This window comes from Paenibacillus thiaminolyticus (genome assembly GCF_007066085.1).
GTDB classification, from domain to species: domain Bacteria; phylum Bacillota; class Bacilli; order Paenibacillales; family Paenibacillaceae; genus Paenibacillus_B; species Paenibacillus_B thiaminolyticus.
In genome coordinates this window covers 517,226-540,566 of sequence record NZ_CP041405.1, presented here as the reverse complement: position 1 = coordinate 540,566, position 23,341 = coordinate 517,226, and the positions used below count along the sequence as shown (strand labels likewise).

Below are 23,341 nucleotides of genomic sequence, written 5' to 3'. Positions count from 1 at the left end.
TTTGTGAACATTCTTCAACGTTGATGCCAATAGATGCCATACCACAGCCATTTCTAGCGGCTAGATATGTGTAATTGTCATTCGGCTTGCATTATTAGTTTTCTATTTCCTTCGTGCGTTCCGCAAACAGTTTCCGGAAATATTCTGTATTATACAGCATGCTTGGATGCTGCGAATGATAGGACAGAGCTCTCTCGTTATGCTCATTTGCTTTCTCATGTTGCCCTAGTCGATCGTAGCAAAAGCATAGCTGCAGATGCGGAAGCCATGTATAATAACTCGGATTATCCATACCCATGTGATTGCTGTCGGGTTTGTAGTCAGTTGCTGTTGTAAACCAGTATATCGCAGATTGATATTGCTGATTCTCCAAAAAATAATTTCCCATCGTGCAGCAAAACTCAGCTCTTGGCTTATCGTAAATCAATGTCAGGCATATCGATTCAATAAACTTTTCCTTGTCTTCCAGTTTTGCATAACAATCCCCCATCTTCAGGCACGCCTGGATATTGTCTTCAATCCACCCTTGCTTGCCATCCAGGAATTGTTCGTAATACAGGATAGCCTTTCTATAATGGGCATGATCGCGCAGTTCATTGGCAAAATAGTATAAATCCCTTGGCGTAAACGGCTTGCCCTCCCGCTCCCGCTTGAGATATATTTGCAAGTTACGGTCTGTATACACTTTGTTTTTACAGTGCGTGATACCGATCTCGCTGCTCTGTATATTTCCGTTGACAGCCAAGAATTCATGAACTGCACCAATCCATTGGAAGTTGCGGTCTCTTCGAACCAAGCGGTTTCGCTTCAAGCTGCAAGTTACATTGCCCGCCTCGTCGACTGCAAGATAATAATGCATGGTCACGCTATCCACATCGAGGGATAGCTTTTTCTTTAGTTGGATAAACAGAAGCCGATCTTTCTCCTTAATGATATCGTCCGCGTCCAGCCATAATATATATTTTTTCGTAGCTTTGCTAAAAGCATAGTTGCGGGCGGCAGAGAAATCATCAATCCACTCGAAATCGAAAATTCGGTCCGTAAATTGCCTCGCAATTTCCTTCGTTCGATCAGTTGAGCCTGTATCCACAATAATAATTTCTTCGGCAATTCCCTTAACGGATGACAAACACTTCGCGAGTGATTCCTCTTCATTCCTAACAATCATACATAAACTAATCGTGATCAAGGTGTCTACTCCCCCTTCTCTAGTGTATCGGCATTTGAAATCCAGCCGCTCTTCTAAATAAGAAAGGGCGCTTTGGTGCCTGGACGTCCTCTCCATGGGTTTCTTCATCCGAAGAAATCACTTTGTCATCGAACAAAGCAATCTTATCCTGATCATCATCCAGCGTGAATTTCAAGCTGCATAGCTTTTTAATGAGATTGCTGGTAAACACCTGGCCTTGATCCAGCCAAATGACATACGGCTTTGTTGCTTGCCCAAACGCATAGCGGTATGGAGCTTCATCATCTTTCTGAACGGGTAAGCTAAATACATGAGGGGTATAGTTACTAGCGATTTCGACCGTGTTGTCTGTTGATCCCAAATCAACAATAATGATTTCATCTACCTCGTCGAGAATCGATTCCAATGATCGACAAAGCGTCTTCTCGGCATCCAGCGTAATCATGCACAGGCTAACCTTCGTCAGTGGCTTATAAATAAGCTGATGGATGTCCTTTCCCCACTTCTCCGATGCTTTAAGGCGATTTTGCTGCAACAATAGGGCCAGATTGCTTTCCTGAAGTTGGCTCATCGTCGCATGACCAATATGGTGAATATAGGAATTATGAACCACTCTTAGCAAATATCCACTGCGCAAAGCTCGCAAACAAAGATCATCGTCCTCGAAATTGCCCAGACCGAACGTTTCATCAAAATATCCGATTTCATCCAGAACAGATCGCTTGACTAATAGACAAAAACCGACCAAACGTCTTACATCCGAATAACAGCCTGCGTTCTCTTCACAGTGCCGCCGTGCGAACGAGTCTAGTCCACTTAAATCGGTGTAAGGTACTGGAATTTGCTGGTGTCCGCTCGAATAGTTCGTAACAGGTCCAACCATTCCAACTCTTTCGTTTTCATACAGAACACTCAGCATATTTTCCAGCCAATGCTCCGTAACGACCGTATCGTTATTTAGAAAAAGAATCGTCTCCCCCTTCGATAGTTCAATTCCCTGGTTGCAACCTTTGGCAAAACCAAGATTTTTGTTATTTGCATGAACGATTACATCGGGTTGTGCGTCCAAATAAGCAACCGTGCCGTCCGTCGATCCATTATCGATAACAATAAGTTCATAATCCTGGGTATGCAAACGAATGCTCTGCAAACACTGGTACGTTAAAGGAAGCTGATTGTGGGTCAAAATTATAATACTGGTGGTCACGACATCACCTCATATTTGGCAGGATCCAAGGTGCAAGCCTGCACTGGCGCCTAAATCCACTTCATTCTTCATTCTGCGTGATCAAAAAGGCCGATTTTCAGCACTGAACCTCTCATTCTGCCTCATCATTTGATGATGAAAGTGGTTGTATAAGCATTGCGGCACGTAATTGTTCCTGGGAGAGGAACGGGAACATATCTTCAATCGGCCTGCCCACGACGAGCTTGGGACTCACTGTTGTATGAATTTCCAAATTGACTTCCACGAAGTAGCATCCTTTCGCTTGCAAAGCGATATTGATCTTGACTGCTGCCTCTTCATTCGCTTCAATTTTTGTAGCTGGAATCCCATACGCCGTTGCTATTTTCACCAAATCGGGACAACCGTATCCTTGAACCGTGGACTGCTGCCGACCGTCAAAATATAAATCCTGGAATTGCCGCACCATGCCCAAATTATGATTATTCATCACGAATATTTTGATTGGGAGCCCGTTCTTAACAATCGTATGAAGCTCTTGGATATTCACCTGAATGCCGCCATCGCCTGCTATAACAATAACCTGCCGCCCCGGAGCTGACATTGCCGCTCCGATCGCGGCGGGAAGCGCGAATCCCATCGCTCCCATGCCTCCCGCATTCAAGAGACGCTGGCCTTCCTTAAGCCGAAACGATTGGCTAGCCCACATCTGATGTTGACCGACATCCAATACAATAATGTCGCCTTCGCCGCTGTGCGCCGATAACAGCTCCATAAAGCGGTTCGGATCGATATGTTCCGGATTCGAAGTCTTCCCCCCGCTTGGATAGAGATCCTTATAACGTTGAATGACTTCGTACCATGGAGAGTAATCGGCAGCGGACCGTAACGCCAGCGCCTTATTCAGATCGCGGAGAAATTGCTTTACATCGGCACGGATCGACAAGTCCGCACGTACCTTTCCGTATCGCTCCACCTCCTCGACATCCACATGGATTTTCTTCGCCGCTCTTGCAAACGTTTCCGGCCGTGTCCCGGTCTGACGCGTATCGAGCCGTGAGCCTAGAATAAGCAGGAAATCACAGTTGGCCAAAGCAAGATTGCTGAACCTATTACCGTAGGAGCCAATAAGTCCCGTACTCATCGGATGTGCCCAGGGCAGCGCATCGAGCCCCATTAGTGAGCTTACAACCGGTATGCGTGTATGCACGACCAGCTCGCTAAGTTCCTTAACCGCATCCGCAGCCCGAACACCGCCTCCGATGAGAATGATTGGCCGGTCCGAGTTATCGAGCAGTCGAATGACTTCCGCTATGTCGCTAGCCGCACAAGGCTTCTTAAAGTCTGTGTAGCTGCGAAATTCCTCGCTGTCGAAGAAGCTGCCAAGTATATCCGGATCGATCTGAGCACGCTGAATATTCATAGGTATATCCAATAATACTGGACCGGGACGGCCGTGTTGTGCAATAAATACTGCTTTCTCAAGGCTATAGCGGATTTGCTTTGCATCTGTTATCATCTCCGTAAACTTCACAATCGGCTTTACGATGCTTACGATGTCGGTTTCCTGAAAACCAATTTGCCGAACGGGTTGATCAAATTTGTATTCATACGTATTTACCTGCCCCGTAATGAATAGACAAGGAATCGAATCGAAATAGCAGCTTCCGATACCCGTCAACATATTGAGCGCCCCGGGTCCGCTCGTACCCATAGCAACGCCAAGCTTACCGTTGATCCGACTGTATCCTTCCGCAGCGAATGCCGCCGCTTGCTCGTGATGAACAGATACAGAGTCGATATCCTTTCGATCATAGGTAGAGTCAAGCAAATGAACGATAGCTCCTCCCGTAAGCTCAAATATGTGAGAAACTCCCTGTTTTTTAATGAAATCGATCACATAGTCAGATAGCTTCACATTTCTCCCCCTTCACAGCTAATCATCTCCCGCTCTCGTGCAATGGTGTAGGCTGCTAGTTGCTGCAAGCATACAGATTTCATATCCTTTTTGTTCTGATAGGCCGTGAACCACTCTACTGCTTTTTCCAGCGCCTGCTCCACGTTCCATACCGGCTTCCAGCCTAGAACACGCCTGGATTTCGAGCTGTCGAGCCCGAGATTGGCCGTTTCGTGGGGATGCTCTCCTGCTGCCAACTCATAGAAGTCATCATTTCCGTAAAGCTTCCCGATTCTCTTCACCAGCCATTCGACACTTTTCACGCTCTCTTCCATAGGTCCGAAATTCCATGCTTCCGCAACTTCGGGTCCACGCTCCACCATCTTTTGCGCAAGCAGCAAATAGCCTTGCAGCGGTTCAAGCACATGCTGCCATGGCCGTGTAGCTGCAGGGTTACGTATCAACAACTTGCTTTCTGCAAGTATAGCCCGCATACAATCCGGAACAATTCGATCCTCCGACCCATCTCCTCCCCCAATCACATTGCCTGCTCTTGCCGTGGCAATACTGACACCGTGAACATCATAGTCCTTCCTGTTAAAGTAACTGTTCCGATAGGATGCTGTGACGAGCTCAGCGCATGCTTTACTGCTAGAATAAGGGTCATACCCGCCCAGTTTGTCAATTTCACGGTATCCCCAAAACCATTCCTGATCCTCATAGCATTTGTCCGACGTTACATTAAGCACTGCCTTGATCGGTGTTTTGGCAGCTGTAGCAATTCTCACCGCTTCGAGCAAATGAACGGTCCCCAGGACATTCACCTCATAGGTGTGGACAGGTTCTAAGTAAGAATATCGAACTAATGGTTGAGCGGCCAGATGGATAATAACTTCAGGCTGTACCTCTTGAATGGTGCAAAGAAGTGCTTCTTGCTCCCTGATATCCGCTATGACGGAGCGAATCAAATGATCAAGCCCACATAAACGAAATAAATTCGGCTCGCCGGAAGGCAGCAGCGCATACCCCGTCACATCAGCCCCCAACGTATGAAGCCATAAAGCAAGCCAGGTTCCTTTGAATCCGGTATGTCCTGTAATCAAGACCTTTCGATTTGACCAAAATGATGTGCTTCTCATCAATTCATCCCTTCCCTTTCCAAGGAGCTTCGCCCGTTTTCCATAGGTTCTCCAAATAGTTTTGGTCGCGAAGCGTATCCATAGGATGCCAGAAACCTGTGTGCCTGTAAGCCATCAGCTGACCGGACTTAGCCAATGATTCTAGCGGCTCTTTCTCCCAAGCCGTTGAGTCCCCTTCAATAAAGGCCAACACCTCCGGCTGCAAAACAAAAAAACCGCTGTTGATCCAACCGCCATCCCCTTGGGGTTTTTCTTTGAAGCCAAGCACCTGATGATCGTCCATCATTTGCAAAGCTCCGAACCGCCCCATCGGCTGTGTTGCCGTAATCGTCGCCCATTTCCCGTGAGATTGATGAAATTCGACCAGTTTACCGATGTCCAAATCAGCAAGCCCATCGCCATAAGTGAGCATAAATGGTTTATTATCCAAGTATTTCTGAACCCTCTTCAATCTCCCGCCTGTCATCGTATCTTGACCTGTATCCACTAAAGTCACTTTCCACGGGTCAAAATACCGATTATGGACGGTGAACTCATTCGTTTGTCCGCCGAAATCGAATGTCACATCCGAGCTGAATAAATAATAATGAGCAAAATACTTCTTAATCACATTTCCCTTATATCCCAGGCAAATGATAAATTCATGAAATCCATACCGCGAGTATATATCCATAATATGCCACAAAATAGGTTTGTCACCAATCTCTACCATCGGTTTCGGCTTCAAATGCGTCTCTTCACTGATCCTTGTTCCGTAACCTCCGGCCAAAATAACCACTTTCATGACGGACAACTCCTCCTTAGAAGCTGATGAAGCACATTAGCCGTATGTTGCAGCATTTCCTCGGTAAGTCCTGGATACACACCAACCCAAAATGTTTGATTCATGATCCGATCCGTATTTCGCAGTTCGCCGACGATACGGCAGTGTATGTTAGCGTAAGCAGGCTGACGCAACAAGTTCCCGGCAAATAACAGCCGGGTGCCGATACGATTCTTCTCTAACCCCTGAACAAGCTCGCCCCGCGATATAGGCGCCTCTTCACGTAACGTAATCGGAAAACCGAACCAGCTCGGGTCGCTTCCTTCGGTAGCCTCGGGTAGGATTAGCATATCCTCCAAAGGCTTCAACGCCTTTTTCAGAAAAGTGAAATTTTGCTTCCGTTTGGCAATGAACCCTGGCAGCTTCTTCAATTGTGCGACTCCAACCGCCGCTTGCATGTCCGTAGCTTTTAAGTTGTAACCAATATGGCTGTACGTATATTTATGATCGTAGCCTTCCGGGAGCTCCCCGAGCTTCCAATCGAATCGTTTGCCGCAAGTGTTATCTTTTCCGGGCTCACACCAGCAATCTCTTCCCCAATCGCGGAACGATTCAACAATTTTCTTCAGTCTCGGAGAAGAGGTCAACACAGCTCCCCCCTCGCCCATCGTAATATGATGCGCCGGATAGAAGCTGACTGTCGCCAAATCCCCGAATGATCCAACCGGTTTCCCGTTATACATAGTACCAATGGCATCGCATATATCTTCTATCAGCCACAAGCCAAATGCATCGGCGAGCCGTTTGACTTCATCGAGGCGAAATGAATTGCCAAGCGTATGCGCGATGACAATCGCTTTGGTTTTACGGCTGATCGCTGCTTCCAGATGCGTCGTATCGATATTATACGTGGGAATGTGCACATCCAGAAAAACGGGCACCAACCCATATTGAAGAATCGGATTCACCGTGGTAGGAAATCCGGCAGCTACCGTAATCACCTCATCTCCAGGTTGAAGCCGGCGCTCGCCAAGCTGGGGAGAAGTGAGTGAAGCTAAGGCCAGCAGGTTAGCGCTTGAACCCGAATTCGTCAGCAGTGCATATCTTGAACCCATAAACTTGGCGAACTCGCGCTCGAACTGACGCGCATAATGGTCGGTAGTTAAACAGAAGTCAAGGGAAGCATCAACTAAATTCGCGACCTCCTCATGATCAAACACCTTACCGCTGACGTGAATGTAATCTATACCAGGGCGGTGTGGCTTCTTTTTCCACTTTTCCGCATAAAAAGCTGCCGATAACTGCAAAATTTGTTCCCTAAGCATATGCTCAGACAATGTCATCGTTATAGAACCCTCCAATCCTTACCTTGCTGCCTTGAACTGATCAGCCTATGTCATCACAGGCAAGTTCATAATTTAGATATATGCTCGATTTGTTAATAATTAACCTGTTTTGAGAACATGGATACATATTTGAGATTGCGCCTTATTATGATGGATATATGGAGGCAAAGAAAACCGACCTTTTGAACTCGGATTTTTTATTTTATGATTAGGAAGGAAGGCGTAATGACGATGTACATCACGTCTGAACTGGCCGCTCGATTTCAACAGTTCGGGAGCCATACGTATATTCAAAGTGGAGGCATCTTCGATACGCCTGAGTGTATGGCTGTGGGACACCATGTTTTTATTCGTCGGCCTTACATTTTTAATGCTGCTGCCTGCCCGCCTCATTCCCCTGCCATTATGATCGGGGATGGCTGCCAGATCAACCCTGGATTGACGATCAATGCTAAGAACAGCGTTATATTGGACCGAAACGTGCTAATCGGTCCCTACGTTTATATCAGCGACCAGATCAATATGGATGTACATCCGGCAACAGGGTTCCCTATTCCGAATAAGGATGCCTCCCCTCAAGAAGGCCGGGTTATTATTTGTGAAGGTGCTTGGATTGGTGCGAATGCCATGGTTCTGGGTGATGTACGCATTGGCTTCGGCAGTGTGGTAAGACCGAATAGTGTTGTCTTGAATGATGTGCCAGATTATTGCGTCGTAGCGGGGAATCCAGCTGTTGTAGCGGAGGCATATGAAGTGTCTTCAGGCCGTTGGGTCCCTGTCTCGGGAGAGGAGCAGGTACGAGAAATCCTCACCGCGCGCCGCTATCATCCGCTGCTATCCATATGCATTCCGACGTTTAACCGCGCACCTCATCTCGAACACTGCCTGGAATCGATCTACTCGCAAATCGGGAACAACGAATTAATTGAAGTCATCGTGTCGGACAATGCCTCAACCGATGAAACAGCTGAAGTTGCCAATCGTTATGCTTCTCGCTATTCAAATATGAGGATCGTGCGCAACGACAAGAACATCGGTGCAGATCCCAATATATTTCAGGTTATGACTCTCGCCCAAGGTAAATTTATTAAATTACAGGGAGATGATGATTTCTATGTAGACGGCACCTTGCTGCCACTGCTTCATGTTCTGCACAGCCATGCAGATTGCGGAATCGTTCAAATCTTCGTAAGAAATGGCGACGGAAGGATATGGACAGATGTCGGTATGAGCGCATACCTCGATGCAACATCCATCTATGCGACCTTCATCACCTCTATCATTATGCGCCGTGTTGATCTTAATCAAATTGAAGAGCCCGCTTTGTTTCTTCACTCCTCTTTCAATCAGCTTTACCTCCAATATGCGATTCTGGAGAAGAATCCACTATTCTGTATCATGAACTGCAGCATGTTCACTTATGCAGGTCTTTCTTCGGATGATTATAATTTTGGCGAAGTAGTATTCCGCAGCTACCAGTCCATTCTGCAACATTTTCTGGGTAGGGGTTTGACGCTTGATGACATTCGGAAAGAGAAAAGACGAACTCTCTACGAGTATGCGATCCCGTGGTTCAAACAAATTAACGAGACAAAGATGATCGCGAATACGGATCATTTCGAGGAAATTTATAAGGAGCATTATCATGATGAGCCTTATTATGAAGAAGCTTTGGCCATTATTACGTCCATTCGAAAACTGCAACCTTAAGTTTAAGAGAGGAGAAGTTCCATGTCGTTATCAATCGATACGCAAACCACTTCTACCTTCTATAGCTATGGGGAGAATTCATGTCTTGAAGTTGGCGGACAGTTCTACTATCCCGAAGAAATATCCATTGGCAGAGATGTATCTATTCGCGGGAATTACTGGTTGAATATTATCTCTCCAGGGGTGGGACAGAAGCCTAAAATCATCATTGGCGACGGCTGCCAATGCGATGAGGGCCTTATTATATCCGCCTTAAACCGGATTGAACTTGAAAAGGGTGTAATCATCGGGCATCGTGTGTTTATATCGGATACAGACCATGAATATCGTCAAACAGGAAAACCAGTCGCTGCGCAAGGACTGATCGAAGCGAGAGGCGAGGTTTCTATCGGGGAACGCGTCCGTATTGGCACTGGGACCGTCATTGTCGGCAACATTCGGATAGGCCGTGATAGTATCGTGCAGCCAGGCAGTGTGGTTAAGCATGATGTCCCGGAGCAGTGTGTGGTCGGCGGCGCACCCGCTCGTATCATGCAGATTTATGAACCAGCACTGGATAAATGGGTCGATGTAGCAATGCCGGAGCAGCAGCTTTCTCCCCTCCTATCCATATGCATCCCTACCTATAACCGGGCGTCCGATTTAGACTGTTGTCTGAAATCAATATTCTCCCAATTAACGAAAGATGCCCCCGTGGAGGTCATTGTCTCGGATAATGCCTCCACTGACGATACACCACAGGTTATTAACCGTTATGCTGCCCTCTACCCTTGTTTGAAGTATTCTCGTAATAGTGAAAATATAGGCGCTGACCGAAATATTTACCACGTTATGCGTCAAGCTCAAGGAACGTTCATCAAGATGCAGGGTGATGACGATTATTATCTGGAAGGTACGCTGATGCCTCTGATCGAGGTCGTAAACAACCATCGTGATTGTGGAATTATTCATATTCATGTTCATAACAATGATCGTCGTGTTTATACAGCTGAAGGTGCGTCAGCGTTTCTCAATGCATCGTCCATCATGTCCACCTTTATTTCAGGTATGATTGTGCGCAAAGAGGATTTGGAGCGCGTTGAGGAGCCGACTAAATTTATCGACTCCTGCTTTAACCAAGCGTATTTGCAATATGCGATATTAATGAACAACCCCAAGTTTTGCATCGTGAACAGGAGTATATTCCAGTTTGGAAATAACCAGCCGAGCGGTTACAATTTTGGTGAAATCGTATTTCGCAGCTACCAGTCGATTCTCACTTTTTTTATCGGAAAGGGACTGACAGAGGACGATGTCCGCGCAGAGAAAAAACGGTCGCTCTTCAATTACATTCTCCCTTGGTACAGAGGGATTATGACCTATCGTTACAGTACCGATACAGAACGGTTCGAGGAGATTTTCAGCGAGCATTATCACGATGAGTTATATTATGAAGCGGTTTTGAGCGAAATTCGCGCCCTAAAAGCAGCTCGGGCAAACTCATAAACTGTTCTTTACTCGATCAACAAAGCTGATTTGGCTAGCCAATCTGCATAATTGTCAATGAAGCGCCGATTGTACCGTTACTAGCCGTCGTAGTACTTGTATTATTATCATTGAACATCTGAAGCACATTGACGCCTGCTCCTGTGTTCAGAATGTATGCTCCGGAGAGCTGTTCATCGACCCCAACAGCGCCCGCATTGCCGACATGACTCCCAAAGAGAGAAACCCCGTTCAGGCGAAGTGCATATCCGATACCACCAGTTGGCGTCTCAGCCCCTTCTAGATAGCTTTCGATCCAATAGATGCTGTTCGGTCTCAGATTGATATCCGCTGTTCCAGGTATGAATGTAATACCGGCCCCATTGCTAACTATAATTGTATCAAATATATAGGGCGACCCTGGTGTAATTACTCGCTGAATGAAGCTTCCTACCTTTATGTTGTTGGCTGTAAGCACGGGGCCTGAGACTCCTGTGGCACCCGTAGCTCCTGTGGCACCTATAGCTCCTGTGGCACCTGTAGCTCCCGTTGGGCCTGTCGGACCGGTCAGTCCGGTTGCAGCTGTTACAGAAGGAGTGGCTAAAATGTTTTCCAGTTTCGTTTGGAGGAGCAGTTCATTTCGAATTAGACTTTGCATGGTGGTATTTACACTTGAATTAACAGCAAGCAAATCACTGATGGTCGCAGGAACCGAAAGTCCTGGCAGCGTACCGATCGCAAACTGGAGTTTTTCCGCTTCGGCATTGATAATGTGTGCAAGCCCTAACTCTTCAATGGCTACCGAGGCCAATAAAAGATTGAGGGCTTCTTCCCTTGAAAGGGTAACAATAGGCGTAATATTAGGGATATTTGCTTGTGACATCGTATTCATTCCTCCTCAATTTTCAGTGCTAACTTGCTACGGTATACCATATGCTGCGACAAAAACTTTGTCCATTGTAATGATGAAAAATAATACAAATGCTTATAATACCTTAACCCTTTCTTATCTTATGTAAGAAAACACTCGTGACTTCAGTCATGAGTGGATTACACTTCTTCTTTCTTCTACTTAGAATCATAGCCAGTACCCTTTCGATAGGTATAATCGTTGGCAAGACCTCTACGCCATATGTAAGAACAGCAGGGAAAGGAAACAGTTCTTTTATCATAATGATCATAATTGAATCATTTTCAGAATACATAATGAGACATCAATTGCTTTTTTTCCAATTGCACATAGAAGGAGATGTTTATATTGCCTAAGGTTTCCCTATGTATGATTGTCAAAAATGAGGAAGAGAACATCGAGCGCTGTCTGGCAAGCGTACAACCATTCGTAGATGAAATGATTGTTGTTGATACGGGCTCGACGGATCAAACGATTAGCATATGTAAAGCCGCAGGAGCCAAAGTGTATCCATTTCAATGGAATAACCATTTTGCAGAGGCGCGCAATTATAGTCTTGATCAAGCCAGCGGCGAATGGATTCTGTGGATGGATGGAGATGAAGTACTGGAGGTGTCTGCAGAATCCTGTTGGAAAGAAAAGTTAGCCGAAGAAACTGAACATATATTAAACGTTCATCTGGTTAACTATATGGGGGAATCACCCGATCCGAACGAGACGTACCATATAGCCCATCCCCGTTTGTTCCGTAACGGGATAGGCTTGCGGTTTCTGTATCATATTCATGAAGCGTTGAATGTTGAAGAGATTTTCGCGGGTGAGCGTGCACTCAAGAAGATCAAGCAGCATGATGGTCTGACCATCCACCATTACGGATACCTCCAATCACACACGATAGCCAAGCAAAAGAGTGAACGCAATCTGCATATGCTGCTGCACGAGTTAACGCTGGATAACAATAATCCTTGGACAGAATACCATCTGGCTAGCGAATATTACAGACTTGAAAAATATAAACAAGCCTATGAGTTTGTGAATTTATCCATCGCCCGCTTTTTGAGGAAAGATAAACTTCCTCCTTCCTTGTTATACAAGTTGAAATACTCATGCCTTATTTCTTTGGGGAGTATAGACGGAATTCCTGCCGCTATCGACAAAGCAATCATAATGTATCCTGATTATGTCGACCTGTATTTTTATAAAGGCGTAGCGTTATATCTAAGCAACCTGCATTCATTGGCCCTGGATGTATTCGAACAATGTCTCCTTCTGGGGGAAGACAACATCCAGCACTTGACGCTGAAAGGCGCTGGCAGCTTTCATGCCTGGTATTATAAAGGACTCTGTCTGGAAAAGCTCGGCAAATTTGAGGCAGCAGTAGAAGCGTATAAGGAAGCATTGAGACTGTATCCGAATTATTTCCATGCGGCAGAAGCCCTGACTAGGCTAGAAAAATCCGGACAACACTCAGGAACGAAGGAGTGAGTAAAACGGTGGTTACCATAAGTCTGTGCATGATCGTCAAGGATGAGCAGGATACATTGGAACGCTGCTTGTCATCTGTTCAGGATATCGTGAACGAAATCATTATCGTCGATACAGGTTCTAAGGACAACACGAAGCAAATCGCGCGCAAGTATACGCAGCATATTTATGATTTCGAGTGGATCGACGATTTCGCTGCAGCGCGCAATTTCTCCTTCGATCAAGCGACACAGGATTATATTCTATGGATGGACGCTGATGATGTATTGGAAGAGGAAGATCTTCAGAAATTCATTGTGTTTAAGCAACAACTGGATGTTGACATAGACAGGGTAATGATGCCTTATCATCTTGCCCTTGACGTGGATGGCAAACCTACATGCACATTACGGCGCAACAGACTGGTAAGACGTGATCGCGGGTTCCGATGGGAAGGAGCTGTTCACGAAGCGCTCATCGTCAGCGGTACAGTGATCCAGAGCGATATCGCCATTACACACCGCAAAGAAAAAAAGCCAACCGATCGCAATTTACTCATTTTCCGTAAGCGAAAGCAAGCCAACGCAGAATTCAGCCCGAGGGACTTGTACTATTTTGCCATCGAGCTTAGAGATCATGGCTTCTACGAAGAAGCAGTTGCTGCCTATAAGCAATTTCTTGCGACGAAGCAAGGATGGGTAGAGGATTGCTTCCATGCATGCATGAACTTGTCGGATTGCTACAGTAGTCTGGGGAAAGATACGGAGTCTGTAAAAGCTCTGCTCCACTCCCTATCGTATGATACCCCTAGAGCGGAAATGTGCTGCCGGCTTGGTTCATTTTTTCTGGAATCGAATCATCTGGAAAAAGCCATCTACTGGTACCATACAGCTACTCGGCTTGGCCAGCCGGATCACTATCTGGGTCCGGTTGCTCGTGAGTACTGGACATGGATCCCCCACTTTCAACTAAGTATCTGTTACGATAAGATGGGACAATGGACGAAAGCCCAACTGCACAATGAAATCGCTTCCTTCCATAACCCCGAGCATCCTTTATTACTGAATAACCGAAAGTATTTTGCACAGAAAATAATCGAAACCGCACTATCCGCAAGCCCCCCCTTTTAAGTGCGTATTCAAAAGGCCGGTACACTTCGTGATCAAAAGCGGACGTTTTGAACTGCCTCTTTCATAGATGCAGTCATCCCCCATGATCATTTTGTCATAATTGACCTCAATTCTCATATGATTACATGGGCACAGCGCTGAGCAATGAACAACTGACATCCTGTCAGGAGGTGACTGCATGGCGTCAAGCTAAAGTTAGCCTGATCGTTTATTGGATTATTCAATGACAGCGCTTGGTCAAAAAAAAAAGAGGTGATCAACATGTCCCAAGCATCCATTCCTAATATTACACCGACGATTTCCATTACTCCTGGGCAAACCGTATCCTTATTGCTTGCTTCGATCGCGTTAGAAGAACTCGCTCTAGCCCACATCTTGAATTCCGAAGCAGAGAAACTTCAGTTCGTTCTGGGAACGCTGCCAGGCGTTACGCCTAGTACTCCACCAACCATCTCGAATATCCTTGCCATTAACAACAGTGTAAGAACCACGCTGCAGGATGTCATCAAAAAAGAGATTCTGCTTCAGTTAAAATTAGGAAATATACTTAGCTTACCCGGCGTTACCTTGTAATTTTTTTCTCTTAAGCAGCGGCAAATCGGCAAGATTTGCCGCCCCCCTCCTGCTTGCTTAGATACGTTACGTCATGGGGTCTCGATATGTCCAATTTTACAAGGAGGGCGTCCTCACCGTCACTTGGCGAAGGGCGCCCCGTGCACTTTTACGCCCATAATGACAAGAGAATCGCACGGGGAGCATTACATCCTTCATAAGGCTTATGCACACACATAGGATCAAAAAGGCAAACTAATCTACATAATCGTGTCCATGTAAACATAGGATGAAATTAAAGAAAGAGGTGAAATCTGATGTCCATGCCTAAGGTTCCCGATATTACGCCTGAGATTACACTAAACCGAAAAGAAGCCATTAACTTGCTTCTTACCTCTATCGCTCTGGAGGAAATCGGATTGTCCCATATTATTAATGCAGAAGGCGAGAAAATTCAACGTTTTGTCAAAGACCACCATACCGAGTTAGACGATATTTTATCGATTAACCGCAGCGTTGAAATCATGCTGCGTAATGTCATTAAAAAACAGATGCTACTGCAATTTAAACTTGAAGATATCCTTAGACTGGAAGAATGCGAGCAAGAAGAATGCGAGTAAGAAGAATGATTCGAGGAATAGAATCCTTTTTAATTTACAAATATGATCCCTAGGAGGCAGAATAATGCCTTATGAGAATTACCGAAAGAACTCCGATTCCTTGGATGATACGTTAACTCAATTAGTCAAATCCATTGCGGTAGAGGAAGAAGCGCTAGCTACCCTTATGCAAGCAGAAGCAAATAAGACACTTGCTTTCGTAGGAAAAGATCGGGACCTTCCTACGCAGCCTTCCAGTTCGGAATTTATCCAATTTAATCAAACCGTAACAAAAATTCTAGACTCTATATTGATGGTCGAATGGATGTTGGCAAAAAAAATTGACTCCGTCAAACAATTTCAGTATCTCTACCAACCATCCCACAAACCATCCCACAAAAAAGAGGGTCATCCAGGGAAAGATTCCGGTTTTTTCGAGGATGAACATGATCCCAATGACGATATTGATTACTGATTGAGGTGACAATTGATTATGCCTTATGGAGAATTCACAAAAATTAGACAAGGCTTGCTGCTGCTTACCGGCGCCGTTTTACAATTAATCATAACAGCACTCCATTTGGACCAACGATTTAAACGAGAAAGAGATCTGCTGGCGTACCATAGAACCAAACAAATAGAATTGCTAAACCAACTATATGAAATCATTCACTTGCGAATAGGTACTTTGTTCGGTTGTGGTCAGCTTACGCCTTCTGATTCCGAAATAAAAGAAATGAAAGTCTTGGAAGCTTGGATAAGTGAATTACTTATAGAGCTTCTTAACTTGAGCGATATAGGGGAATTGCCCAAGCAACCGTATATCTTATCACTGGAGCGATTGCGGAATAAATTGATTCCTTCTTCTGTGATTCCTGGCGTGAGTCCTGCTGCTAACGCTCTTTCTGTTCCTTCAAAAAAATCTCCTGAAGTATATGTTGAAAGGGAAAAGATCACAAAGAGCGTGGTTAACCCCATTCTGCACTGGACGAAAGAGAAATCTAAAACAACACAAGTCACATCTAAAAAAAAGGCCAGGAAAGCGGTGAATACTCTTAAAATCCAAATCGGCACCCAAATGTATACAGTCGAATAACGATTATGAACATGAAAACGAAGGAGAAAGTGCACATGACAAATGGCGAACTTTTACACGTTTCAGGCAGTAGTTATGCGTGGTCGGGAAAATATGCCGTAGGCGTTTATCTTCATGAGGAAACCAAAAAAGCCATTTTGTTCGATAGTGGTCCAAATAACAGAACTGCGGAAATGCTCGATCTTCAGATCAATAATCAAGGATATACCATCGCCGCTATTATTCACACCCATGGTCATATCTTGAATACGGGTGGCACCTCTTATTTCAGGGAATATTATCCTGAACTACAGTGTTATGCCTCCCATTTGTCTGCGCCATATATTGACTATCCGGGCTTTCTTGCGCCTATCATTCCGATTTCCCCAACTAGAAAATTGGACATTTCGGAACTACCGGAGTCCTCCGATTCGGCTTCGATCATTACCGGCACAATTCCATTTCGGGATGGCGTTTTTGAAATCAATGGCATCCCCTTAACAATTTACACGCTGCCGGGGCACTTTCCAGGGATGATTGGTATAGAAACACCTGATCAGGTACTCTACTGCGCAGACGCTTTATTTGGCACGTCCACACTATCGCAACAAAAATTACTTTTTTTTACGGAACCTAAAGAAGCCATGCAATCTTTGGAAAAATTGAAATCACTCCAAGCTAAACATTATGTTCTTTATCACGGCGGTATTTATAATGATATATCTAAAATAATTAAAGAAAATGTAGCCCGTCTAGAAGGTGCTTATAATGATGTGCTGACGTTGATCGAACAGCAATGGCACACTCTAGAAAGCATTACGCAACACATAATGAGTAAATACGATTTGGAGAATAAGGAAAAGCAATACTATTTAGCCTACACCATCACACTCTCTTATGTTAGGTTATTGTTGAATGAGGGGAAAGTTTCCCAGAAAATCAAAAACGGCCTACTTTTTTATAAAAGTAATACGTAAATCATTTGTCAAATAAGAAACAGATAAAGACACGGACAAAGTGGGGAAACGCCATGGATTAGCATATTGAACCGGAAAGCTATCAAGGCATCAATTTGAACTTGATCGGCACATCAACGCTAAGGACTGAGCTATACGAAACCGACATGTACGCTTGCGGCAGCAGATCCAGAGAAGCAACGAATCATTCAAACCACGGGCAACCATAAATTGATACAGTTCCGTTTTTACCATGGTCAAGTCCCAGTATGCAGAATCGCGGTTTGGAAAGATACGAATCACACGCTCGCGACGCCGTACTTCCTCGTTTAAACGCTCCTGGCTGTTCGTCGTACGCAGACGTTTGCGGAACTTCTCTGGAATCGACATTACCGCCGTAGCATCGTCGAAACCTTGCTCCAATATACCCCATGGCTCGCTCTGCTTTCTCGCTGTAGGTACGAACTCAACTTTCAGCTATTTGCTTCTGTCTGCTTCTTTGCACGAAGATATCTTCGGTATTGCACGGGATCGAACTTGTTTAATCCGTGAAAGTTAGGTCTCGTGTTCGCCTCGATAAACCATACCTTTCCTTTCTTGTCGATCCCCATATCCAATCCGACAATTCGAAGGGGGAAACGAGAACCCAATTTACGTGCGATTTTGTAGGAAACACCGCTTAACTTTTTTAGGACTGTGGGTACGTTTAGCCGTTGGTCGGCTCCTCGAAGGATTTCCTTTATCTTTGCATCGCGAGCTCCTTTTGCCACATTCGTGACGATGGAATTGGATCTAGGCGCGACTTTGGCGCTCATCCAGGTAAGCAACCACTGGTTGGATGGTTTCTGTAGCACAATCCGCAGATCAAAAGGTTTCTTTCGATAGGTCGCTAGTGGAATCCCTTGCTGGATAATGTACTTTTTTCCGCGGTGCATTCTCTTTGCTACTTCGGATGCGATTTTTGTATGGGGGTACTTTTTGGACGATGCCTTGAATGAAACCAGGCTTTCGGAGTTATTAAGCCTCTTGACCCGGATAATCCCCGTTCCTGAGGAACCTTTATCGGGTTTGATATATAACACAGGGAAGGATTTGAGCATCTTGGTAAGAGTCGCAGCATGATACCAATGGGTTTCCGGAACGTGACGAGATAGGACGTGATCCTGTGACAAGGGCTTTCCTTTTAGCATTTTGCTATTGATGAATTTATGTCTCATGTACTCACCTCTATCCTACATTATTCTAGCCCCTTTATCTGGATACCGGCTTATACCCATATTACGCATAGCTGATCAGAAAAATGGCAATACCTTTATCTGCGATGTGACTTCCTTTACCGGAACAACGCTGGCGACGTCCGGGCCCAGCGTTCGGGCCAACTCTTCTTGCAAAAATTTCGGCAGTATGGTGATCCGTTCGTATTCAGCAATTTTTTGTTTGAAAATAGCGTCCATAATTTGTCTATACCGGTACGCAGGCTGCTTGAAGTCGGACAAGATCTGCCCAATCGTTTCATATTTCGAGGTTGGTTTCATATGTTCTCCTTACCGCCGGAGAAAATGCAAAAAAGCAACCGTCGAACGGCGCTTTAATGCGTCATTAACCAACTACGCAGGAATAAACACGATGCGCTTGCGGACATAATCGCTACGTGCATCTGTCGATAGATTGGTAAACCTCCGGCAACAGATTTATTTTTTTGTGAACCGGGTCAACCGGAAGGAACCGGTTTCGTTCTCGGCTAGTTCGAAATTGTCCAGAGTCAGATTTGGTGTACTCAACCATTACAATATTTCGACATACCCTTCTGTTCCATGCACACGAATTCGTTGTCCATCTTTTATCCGGTTGGTGGCGCTCTCCACTCCGACAACTGCGGGCAGGCCATATTCACGTGCGATAACTGTCCCGTGGGTCATCAGTCCGCCAACTTCGGTGACTAGGCCTTTTATAGATACAAACAATGGTGTCCAGCTAGGATCCGTAAAGGCGGTGACTAATATATCTCCATCTTCTAGATCAGCATCTTCCATGTTCAAGATGACACGTGCGCGTCCCTCTATAACTCCGGCAGACACGGGCAGACCTACTAATGCTTCAGACGGGAGATTCTCTCGTTTGTACTCCCCTGAAATGATTTCGCCTTCTGAAGTAATAACACGTGGCGGAGTTAGTTTTTCATAATAGTTGTACTCATCTTTCCGTTTGCTGATGATGTGGTAATCCAGTTTATTTGTCCGTATAACCTCGTGAAGTTCCTCCAAAGTGAGATAGAAGATATCTTCTTTTTCATGAATGATGTCCGCTTGTACGAGTTGTTCGGCTTCTTTCAGTAAAGCCTGCTTATACACGAAGTAGCGATTAACCATGCCGTATTTCGGATATTCCCTATACCCGCTGTAATTCCGGATGAAGTCGATCGCTTGTTTTGTTTCTTTCGCTTTTTGTTCACCATCAGGCAATTGCTTTAATCGTTCCAACAACTCTTGTTCTTTTTTTAAAGCTTCTTGCTGCCCTTGCTCAAATTTTCGCTTGCTCGCATTAGGCTCAAAGTTTTTGATGTTACCAAGAATCAACGGGACAAGCGTAATTGGTTTTTCGATCCAGCGCGTTCTGGTAAGATCGATTTCTCCGGCACATCGCATTCCGTATTTGTCGAGATAAGCATAGATCGCGTCTCGGGTTTCCTGCCCGCCATCTAACGTAAGCAGTTCATCCAAAAAGTTATCCGCTTTTGCATGCTGTAAATACGCAATGATCTCCGGATAAGGACGGATCACATCTGCGACATCCAATAGCGCCAGTCCCATTTCCGAAGTAATATTGTCCGGTACAGATTGAGAAAGTGTATCTGCTGCGTGTTTTTCACCTAACCACTCGTTCATAGTTTCATTGATCCATGTTGCAGCATCCATTGCAGCCAGAATCACGCTTAAACTTTGCGGATCAAATACAAACTCCTTTAATTGCTGGAGATCTTCAAGAATAAAATCAAACAAATCCGATCCTGATTTCGTTTGGATATTTTGTTTCAACGCTTCGATCGATGCTTGACTACGCTTAATCAAATCGGGAACGATTGACGGATTGTTTTCAAGTTCACGCATCGTATCAGCATATCTCTTGATCGGAGTTGGTGCTGTGTTATCATCTGGTAACGTTTTTATAAAATCTCGCTCTATTACGGTCATCAATGCGTCTTTGATAAGCGGATCGGATCGTCCCAGGTAATGTAATGTATTATCTCTGCTAGCCAGCATTGGTGTCACATCAACAAACAACCTGCCACCGGCTTTACGCATGGGTGCTGGATTTGTTAGCTGGAAAAAAGACAATCCCAGCGGTTTCATGGGATCGGTCATCATTTGTTGGTGACCGACAGATACATAAACGCGATCTTCCTGATCATTCGCTTCAGGAATCGGGTATAACGTCGTGATTGGCCGACTCTGGATAATATAAAAGGTATCATCAACCAGACACCATTCGATATCTTGCGGGCAACCAAAATATGCTTCGATATGCCTTCCGATGCGTGCTAATTGTAAAATTTGTTGTTCAGTTAGGGTTTGAGTCTTTTGCTGCTCAGGATCGATCTGTAGTGTCTCTGTTCCCCCTTCTTTTCGTCCATAGACCGCCAATTTTTTGGCCGCGATCCTCTTATCGACGATCTCCCCTTCCTTTACTTTATAACAATCGGCAGATACCAGGCCAGAGACCAGTGCTTCTCCAAGTCCAAAACTGGCATCGATCGATATCACCTTTCGGTTAGAAGTAATCGGATCAGCGGTAAATAAAATCCCCGAAGCTTGTGGGAATACCATCCTTTGAACGATAACGGCTAAATAAACGTGACTGTGGTCGAATCCATTTTGCATACGGTAGATTACTGCGCGATCCGTAAATAGGGAGGCCCAACATTTGCTGATATGCTGCAGGATGGCTTCTTTGCCGATAATATTTAAATAGGTGTCTTGTTGACCAGCAAAAGAGGCATATGGCAAATCTTCAGCAGTCGCACTAGAACGCACGGCATAAGCATGTTCCTCGCCAAACTGGGAGAGATATTGAGTTACTGCTTTCACAACATCAGAAGGAATTTCTACTTCCAAAATGATTTGTCGAATCTTCCTGCTGATTTCATCAATTTGATCTCGATCTTCTACGTTTAGCATAGTTAGTCGATTGAGCAAAGCATGATACGTTTCGTTCTGCTCGATTGCTTTTTGATATCCCACTGTTGTAACACAAAATCCTTCTGGTACTTGTATTCCTTCAATTTTTGATAACTCCCCTAAATTCAACCCTTTTCCGCCAACGTGCAATAGCTGCGTGTTTTTCATTTCCTGAAAACCGAGAACCAAAGAACTCATTCCATATCTCTCCTAACCATATAATTGAGACAAACATTTGATATGTATGTTTATATGCAAAAAAGAAGAACCAGATGAAACTATCCAGGTTCTTTTTTGATTTCATAAGGAATCGCCATCGATCCTTGTACCCCTTGCTGCGCAGACTGGAGAAGCAAGAGCTGCTGGCCCATTATTTCAATTCTGACTAAGGATAACGATGTATGTCCATGTCCTCCGACATTTGGTGCTGTAGAAATTTCATACTCTATTTTATTTCGTGTCATACGGTATAACAAAACACAGCCGGCCCAATGAGTCGGCTGTGTGCTTTTGCAATCCTCACAAAAAGACTACCTATTTCGTTCCTCGTATTCAAAAGGCTCTTCACATGAGTAAATCTCATGGAAAAATCCATAATACGGGATATCGTCTTCCATGCATTTTATAAGATACGACAGCTCCTCATCACACTCAGGCTCTTCACCGCTGTTCTGCATATCCTCGAAGGAGGCAACGATATTTTCCATGACACATATCTGAATAAATAAAGGCAACTGATCCAACATCGAATCTTCGAGATTGGTCTCGGATCTGTAACCCGCGAGAACGGTTTCAAAATAATCATCCATAAACGTTTTACGTTTACCAGCGTCGGGTTCGAATCGTGTCCAGCCCACCCCGCTTCTCCAGAGGTCTGCCAGGTCATACATATACCAACCGAAACATGAATTATCGAAATCATATACAGTTAGTTTCCCGGTATCAAAATCTATCGAATAATTCCCATCGTTGTAATCAAAATGGATCATACCGTAAGTCTCACGGTTTCTGTCCAATTCTTCTAAGGTGTTAAGAAGATCTGCCAGCTTCTTCTTAAGCGGAGATAAAGAGTCGGGAATCAGTTTATCGATATATTCGGCATTGTATTTATCAAAAAAACTATAACGGCGATGGATAGGAGTATACCCTTTTGATATCTGGTGCAGTTTCCCCAGGGCTTTACCGCAGTTATAATAATATTCGGTAATAGGAACTCCTTCCCGATACCGATAATTATTTTCCACCAGCTTTTTTCCCCGTGCCTTTTCGAACAGACTGACAAAAAAGGTGTGATCATTATGAGTGAATTCTTCCAGCAAATTCCCCTTCCGGGAACTGATCACATCCGGGACACTGCCGCCATGCTCAAATAAATACCTGATATACTCCACTTCGGCCAGAAAATCTTCCCGGCTTCTGTCAGGTAAGAAGGAGATTCTGAGAATATATGCCTCGGCGCCCTCTTTTTCGCAGGTATAAACGACATTCCGTCCTCCGTCATGTGCCGGAATCCGCTGAATTTCATATCCTTCTAACCCGAACAATTCTGATACTACTGCAAGTAAATAGGTCTCGCTGATTGAAACAACTTCGTTATAAGTCAAAATATTTTCTTTGGTTTGCAATCTCTCTGTGCACCGTCCTTCTACTAGAGATTTAAATGATAACCACCTTGTTTAGCATTGATCATTCACTCCTCTCAGCTTTTTCCACCTTGTATTTTACCGTATAATGCATCCAAATTCTAGGGTAACTGTCTTTATGACACACCTGCATCTCATGTAGA

At 44.8% G+C, this 23,341-nt stretch carries 20 protein-coding genes and 1 pseudogene; 9 read left to right on the top strand and 12 right to left on the bottom strand.

Translation table 11 applies throughout. The features are described 5' to 3' along the window. Positions 1–94: 94 nt before the first annotated feature. The 6 genes from FLT43_RS02300 to rfbH form a co-directional block, all read right to left on the bottom strand. Entirely contained in the window at positions 95–1,189 is a 1,095-nt protein-coding gene (locus tag FLT43_RS02300) for a glycosyltransferase family 2 protein (RefSeq protein ID WP_087443522.1), read from the bottom strand. Between the two features lie 19 nt (positions 1,190–1,208). Further along, on the bottom strand, positions 1,209–2,396 hold the full coding sequence (locus FLT43_RS02295) for a glycosyltransferase family 2 protein (RefSeq protein ID WP_087443523.1): 1,188 nt from the start codon (positions 2,394–2,396) through the stop codon (positions 1,209–1,211). 112 nt (positions 2,397–2,508) lie between these two features. Beyond that, positions 2,509–4,293, bottom strand: coding sequence for a thiamine pyrophosphate-binding protein (locus FLT43_RS02290; protein WP_087443524.1), 1,785 nt, complete (start codon positions 4,291–4,293; stop codon positions 2,509–2,511). Continuing rightward, positions 4,290–5,411, bottom strand: a complete 1,122-nt coding sequence (gene rfbG, locus FLT43_RS02285; RefSeq protein ID WP_087443934.1) for a CDP-glucose 4,6-dehydratase — start codon at positions 5,409–5,411, stop codon at positions 4,290–4,292. Before rfbG ends, FLT43_RS02290 begins: the two co-directional genes overlap by 4 nt. Positions 5,412–5,415: 4 nt before the next feature. Continuing rightward, positions 5,416–6,195, bottom strand: a complete 780-nt coding sequence (gene rfbF / locus FLT43_RS02280) for a glucose-1-phosphate cytidylyltransferase (RefSeq protein ID WP_087443525.1) — start codon at positions 6,193–6,195, stop codon at positions 5,416–5,418. Then, a complete protein-coding gene (gene rfbH / locus FLT43_RS02275) occupies positions 6,192–7,517 on the bottom strand; it encodes a lipopolysaccharide biosynthesis protein RfbH (RefSeq protein ID WP_174818213.1) in 1,326 nt (441 codons plus the stop codon). The genes rfbF and rfbH overlap by 4 nt, the downstream gene beginning before the upstream one ends. A gap of 228 nt (positions 7,518–7,745) precedes the next feature. On the opposite strand from rfbH, the gene FLT43_RS02270 reads away from it, so the two are divergent. After that, positions 7,746–9,230 carry a glycosyltransferase gene (locus FLT43_RS02270; protein WP_164776559.1) on the top strand — a complete coding sequence of 495 codons (1,485 nt, stop codon included), beginning with the start codon at positions 7,746–7,748 and terminating at the stop codon, positions 9,228–9,230. Between the two features lie 21 nt (positions 9,231–9,251). Then, positions 9,252–10,715, top strand: coding sequence for a glycosyltransferase (locus FLT43_RS02265; RefSeq protein ID WP_087443528.1), 1,464 nt, complete (start codon positions 9,252–9,254; stop codon positions 10,713–10,715). A 34-nt stretch (positions 10,716–10,749) separates the two neighbouring features. On the opposite strand, the gene FLT43_RS02260 is transcribed toward FLT43_RS02265, so the two are convergent. Further along, on the bottom strand, positions 10,750–11,577 hold the full coding sequence (locus tag FLT43_RS02260; protein ID WP_176588898.1) for an alpha-helical endospore appendage domain-containing protein: 828 nt from the start codon (positions 11,575–11,577) through the stop codon (positions 10,750–10,752). 396 nt (positions 11,578–11,973) lie between these two features. Between FLT43_RS02260 and FLT43_RS02255 the strand changes: the two genes are divergently transcribed. The 7 genes from FLT43_RS02255 (at position 11,974) to FLT43_RS02225 (ending at position 17,401) form a co-directional block, all read left to right on the top strand. Beyond that, positions 11,974–13,089 (top strand): glycosyltransferase, encoded by a 1,116-nt coding sequence (locus FLT43_RS02255; protein ID WP_244194260.1) that lies wholly within the window; start codon positions 11,974–11,976, stop codon positions 13,087–13,089. After that, positions 13,086–14,198 carry a glycosyltransferase gene (locus FLT43_RS02250; RefSeq protein ID WP_244194261.1) on the top strand — a complete coding sequence of 371 codons (1,113 nt, stop codon included), beginning with the start codon at positions 13,086–13,088 and terminating at the stop codon, positions 14,196–14,198. The genes FLT43_RS02255 and FLT43_RS02250 overlap by 4 nt, the downstream gene beginning before the upstream one ends. 261 nt (positions 14,199–14,459) lie before the next feature. Beyond that, positions 14,460–14,771 carry an alpha-helical endospore appendage domain-containing protein gene (locus FLT43_RS02245; protein ID WP_087443533.1) on the top strand — a complete coding sequence of 104 codons (312 nt, stop codon included), beginning with the start codon at positions 14,460–14,462 and terminating at the stop codon, positions 14,769–14,771. Positions 14,772–15,067: 296 nt separating this feature from the next. Continuing rightward, positions 15,068–15,370, top strand: a complete 303-nt coding sequence (locus FLT43_RS02240; protein ID WP_087443534.1) for an alpha-helical endospore appendage domain-containing protein — start codon at positions 15,068–15,070, stop codon at positions 15,368–15,370. A gap of 64 nt (positions 15,371–15,434) precedes the next feature. Then, positions 15,435–15,824: an alpha-helical endospore appendage domain-containing protein gene (locus FLT43_RS02235; RefSeq protein WP_087443535.1), complete on the top strand. Its 390-nt coding sequence runs from the start codon at positions 15,435–15,437 to the stop codon at positions 15,822–15,824. 18 nt (positions 15,825–15,842) lie between these two features. Continuing rightward, on the top strand, positions 15,843–16,445 hold the full coding sequence (locus tag FLT43_RS02230; protein ID WP_087443536.1) for a hypothetical protein: 603 nt from the start codon (positions 15,843–15,845) through the stop codon (positions 16,443–16,445). Positions 16,446–16,480: 35 nt separating this feature from the next. Next, on the top strand, positions 16,481–17,401 hold the full coding sequence (locus FLT43_RS02225; RefSeq protein WP_164776555.1) for an MBL fold metallo-hydrolase: 921 nt from the start codon (positions 16,481–16,483) through the stop codon (positions 17,399–17,401). 252 nt (positions 17,402–17,653) lie between these two features. Here FLT43_RS02225 and FLT43_RS02220 read toward each other — a convergent pair. From FLT43_RS02220 to FLT43_RS02200, 5 genes and pseudogenes are all read right to left on the bottom strand, one after another. Then, a pseudogene (locus FLT43_RS02220) lies at positions 17,654–17,828 on the bottom strand (transposase); the annotation flags it as partial. 25 nt (positions 17,829–17,853) lie between these two features. After that, positions 17,854–18,597, bottom strand: coding sequence for a YheC/YheD family protein (locus FLT43_RS02215; protein WP_087443538.1), 744 nt, complete (start codon positions 18,595–18,597; stop codon positions 17,854–17,856). A gap of 75 nt (positions 18,598–18,672) precedes the next feature. Further along, complete coding sequence (locus tag FLT43_RS02210; protein ID WP_244194262.1) at positions 18,673–18,915, bottom strand: radical SAM family protein; 243 nt, start codon at positions 18,913–18,915, stop codon at positions 18,673–18,675. Positions 18,916–19,164: 249 nt separating this feature from the next. Then, positions 19,165–21,753 carry a phosphoenolpyruvate synthase gene (gene ppsA / locus FLT43_RS02205; RefSeq protein ID WP_087443539.1) on the bottom strand — a complete coding sequence of 863 codons (2,589 nt, stop codon included), beginning with the start codon at positions 21,751–21,753 and terminating at the stop codon, positions 19,165–19,167. A gap of 332 nt (positions 21,754–22,085) precedes the next feature. Further along, complete coding sequence (locus FLT43_RS02200) at positions 22,086–23,180, bottom strand: phosphotransferase enzyme family protein (protein WP_174818212.1); 1,095 nt, start codon at positions 23,178–23,180, stop codon at positions 22,086–22,088. Between the last annotated feature and the right edge of the window lie 161 nt (positions 23,181–23,341).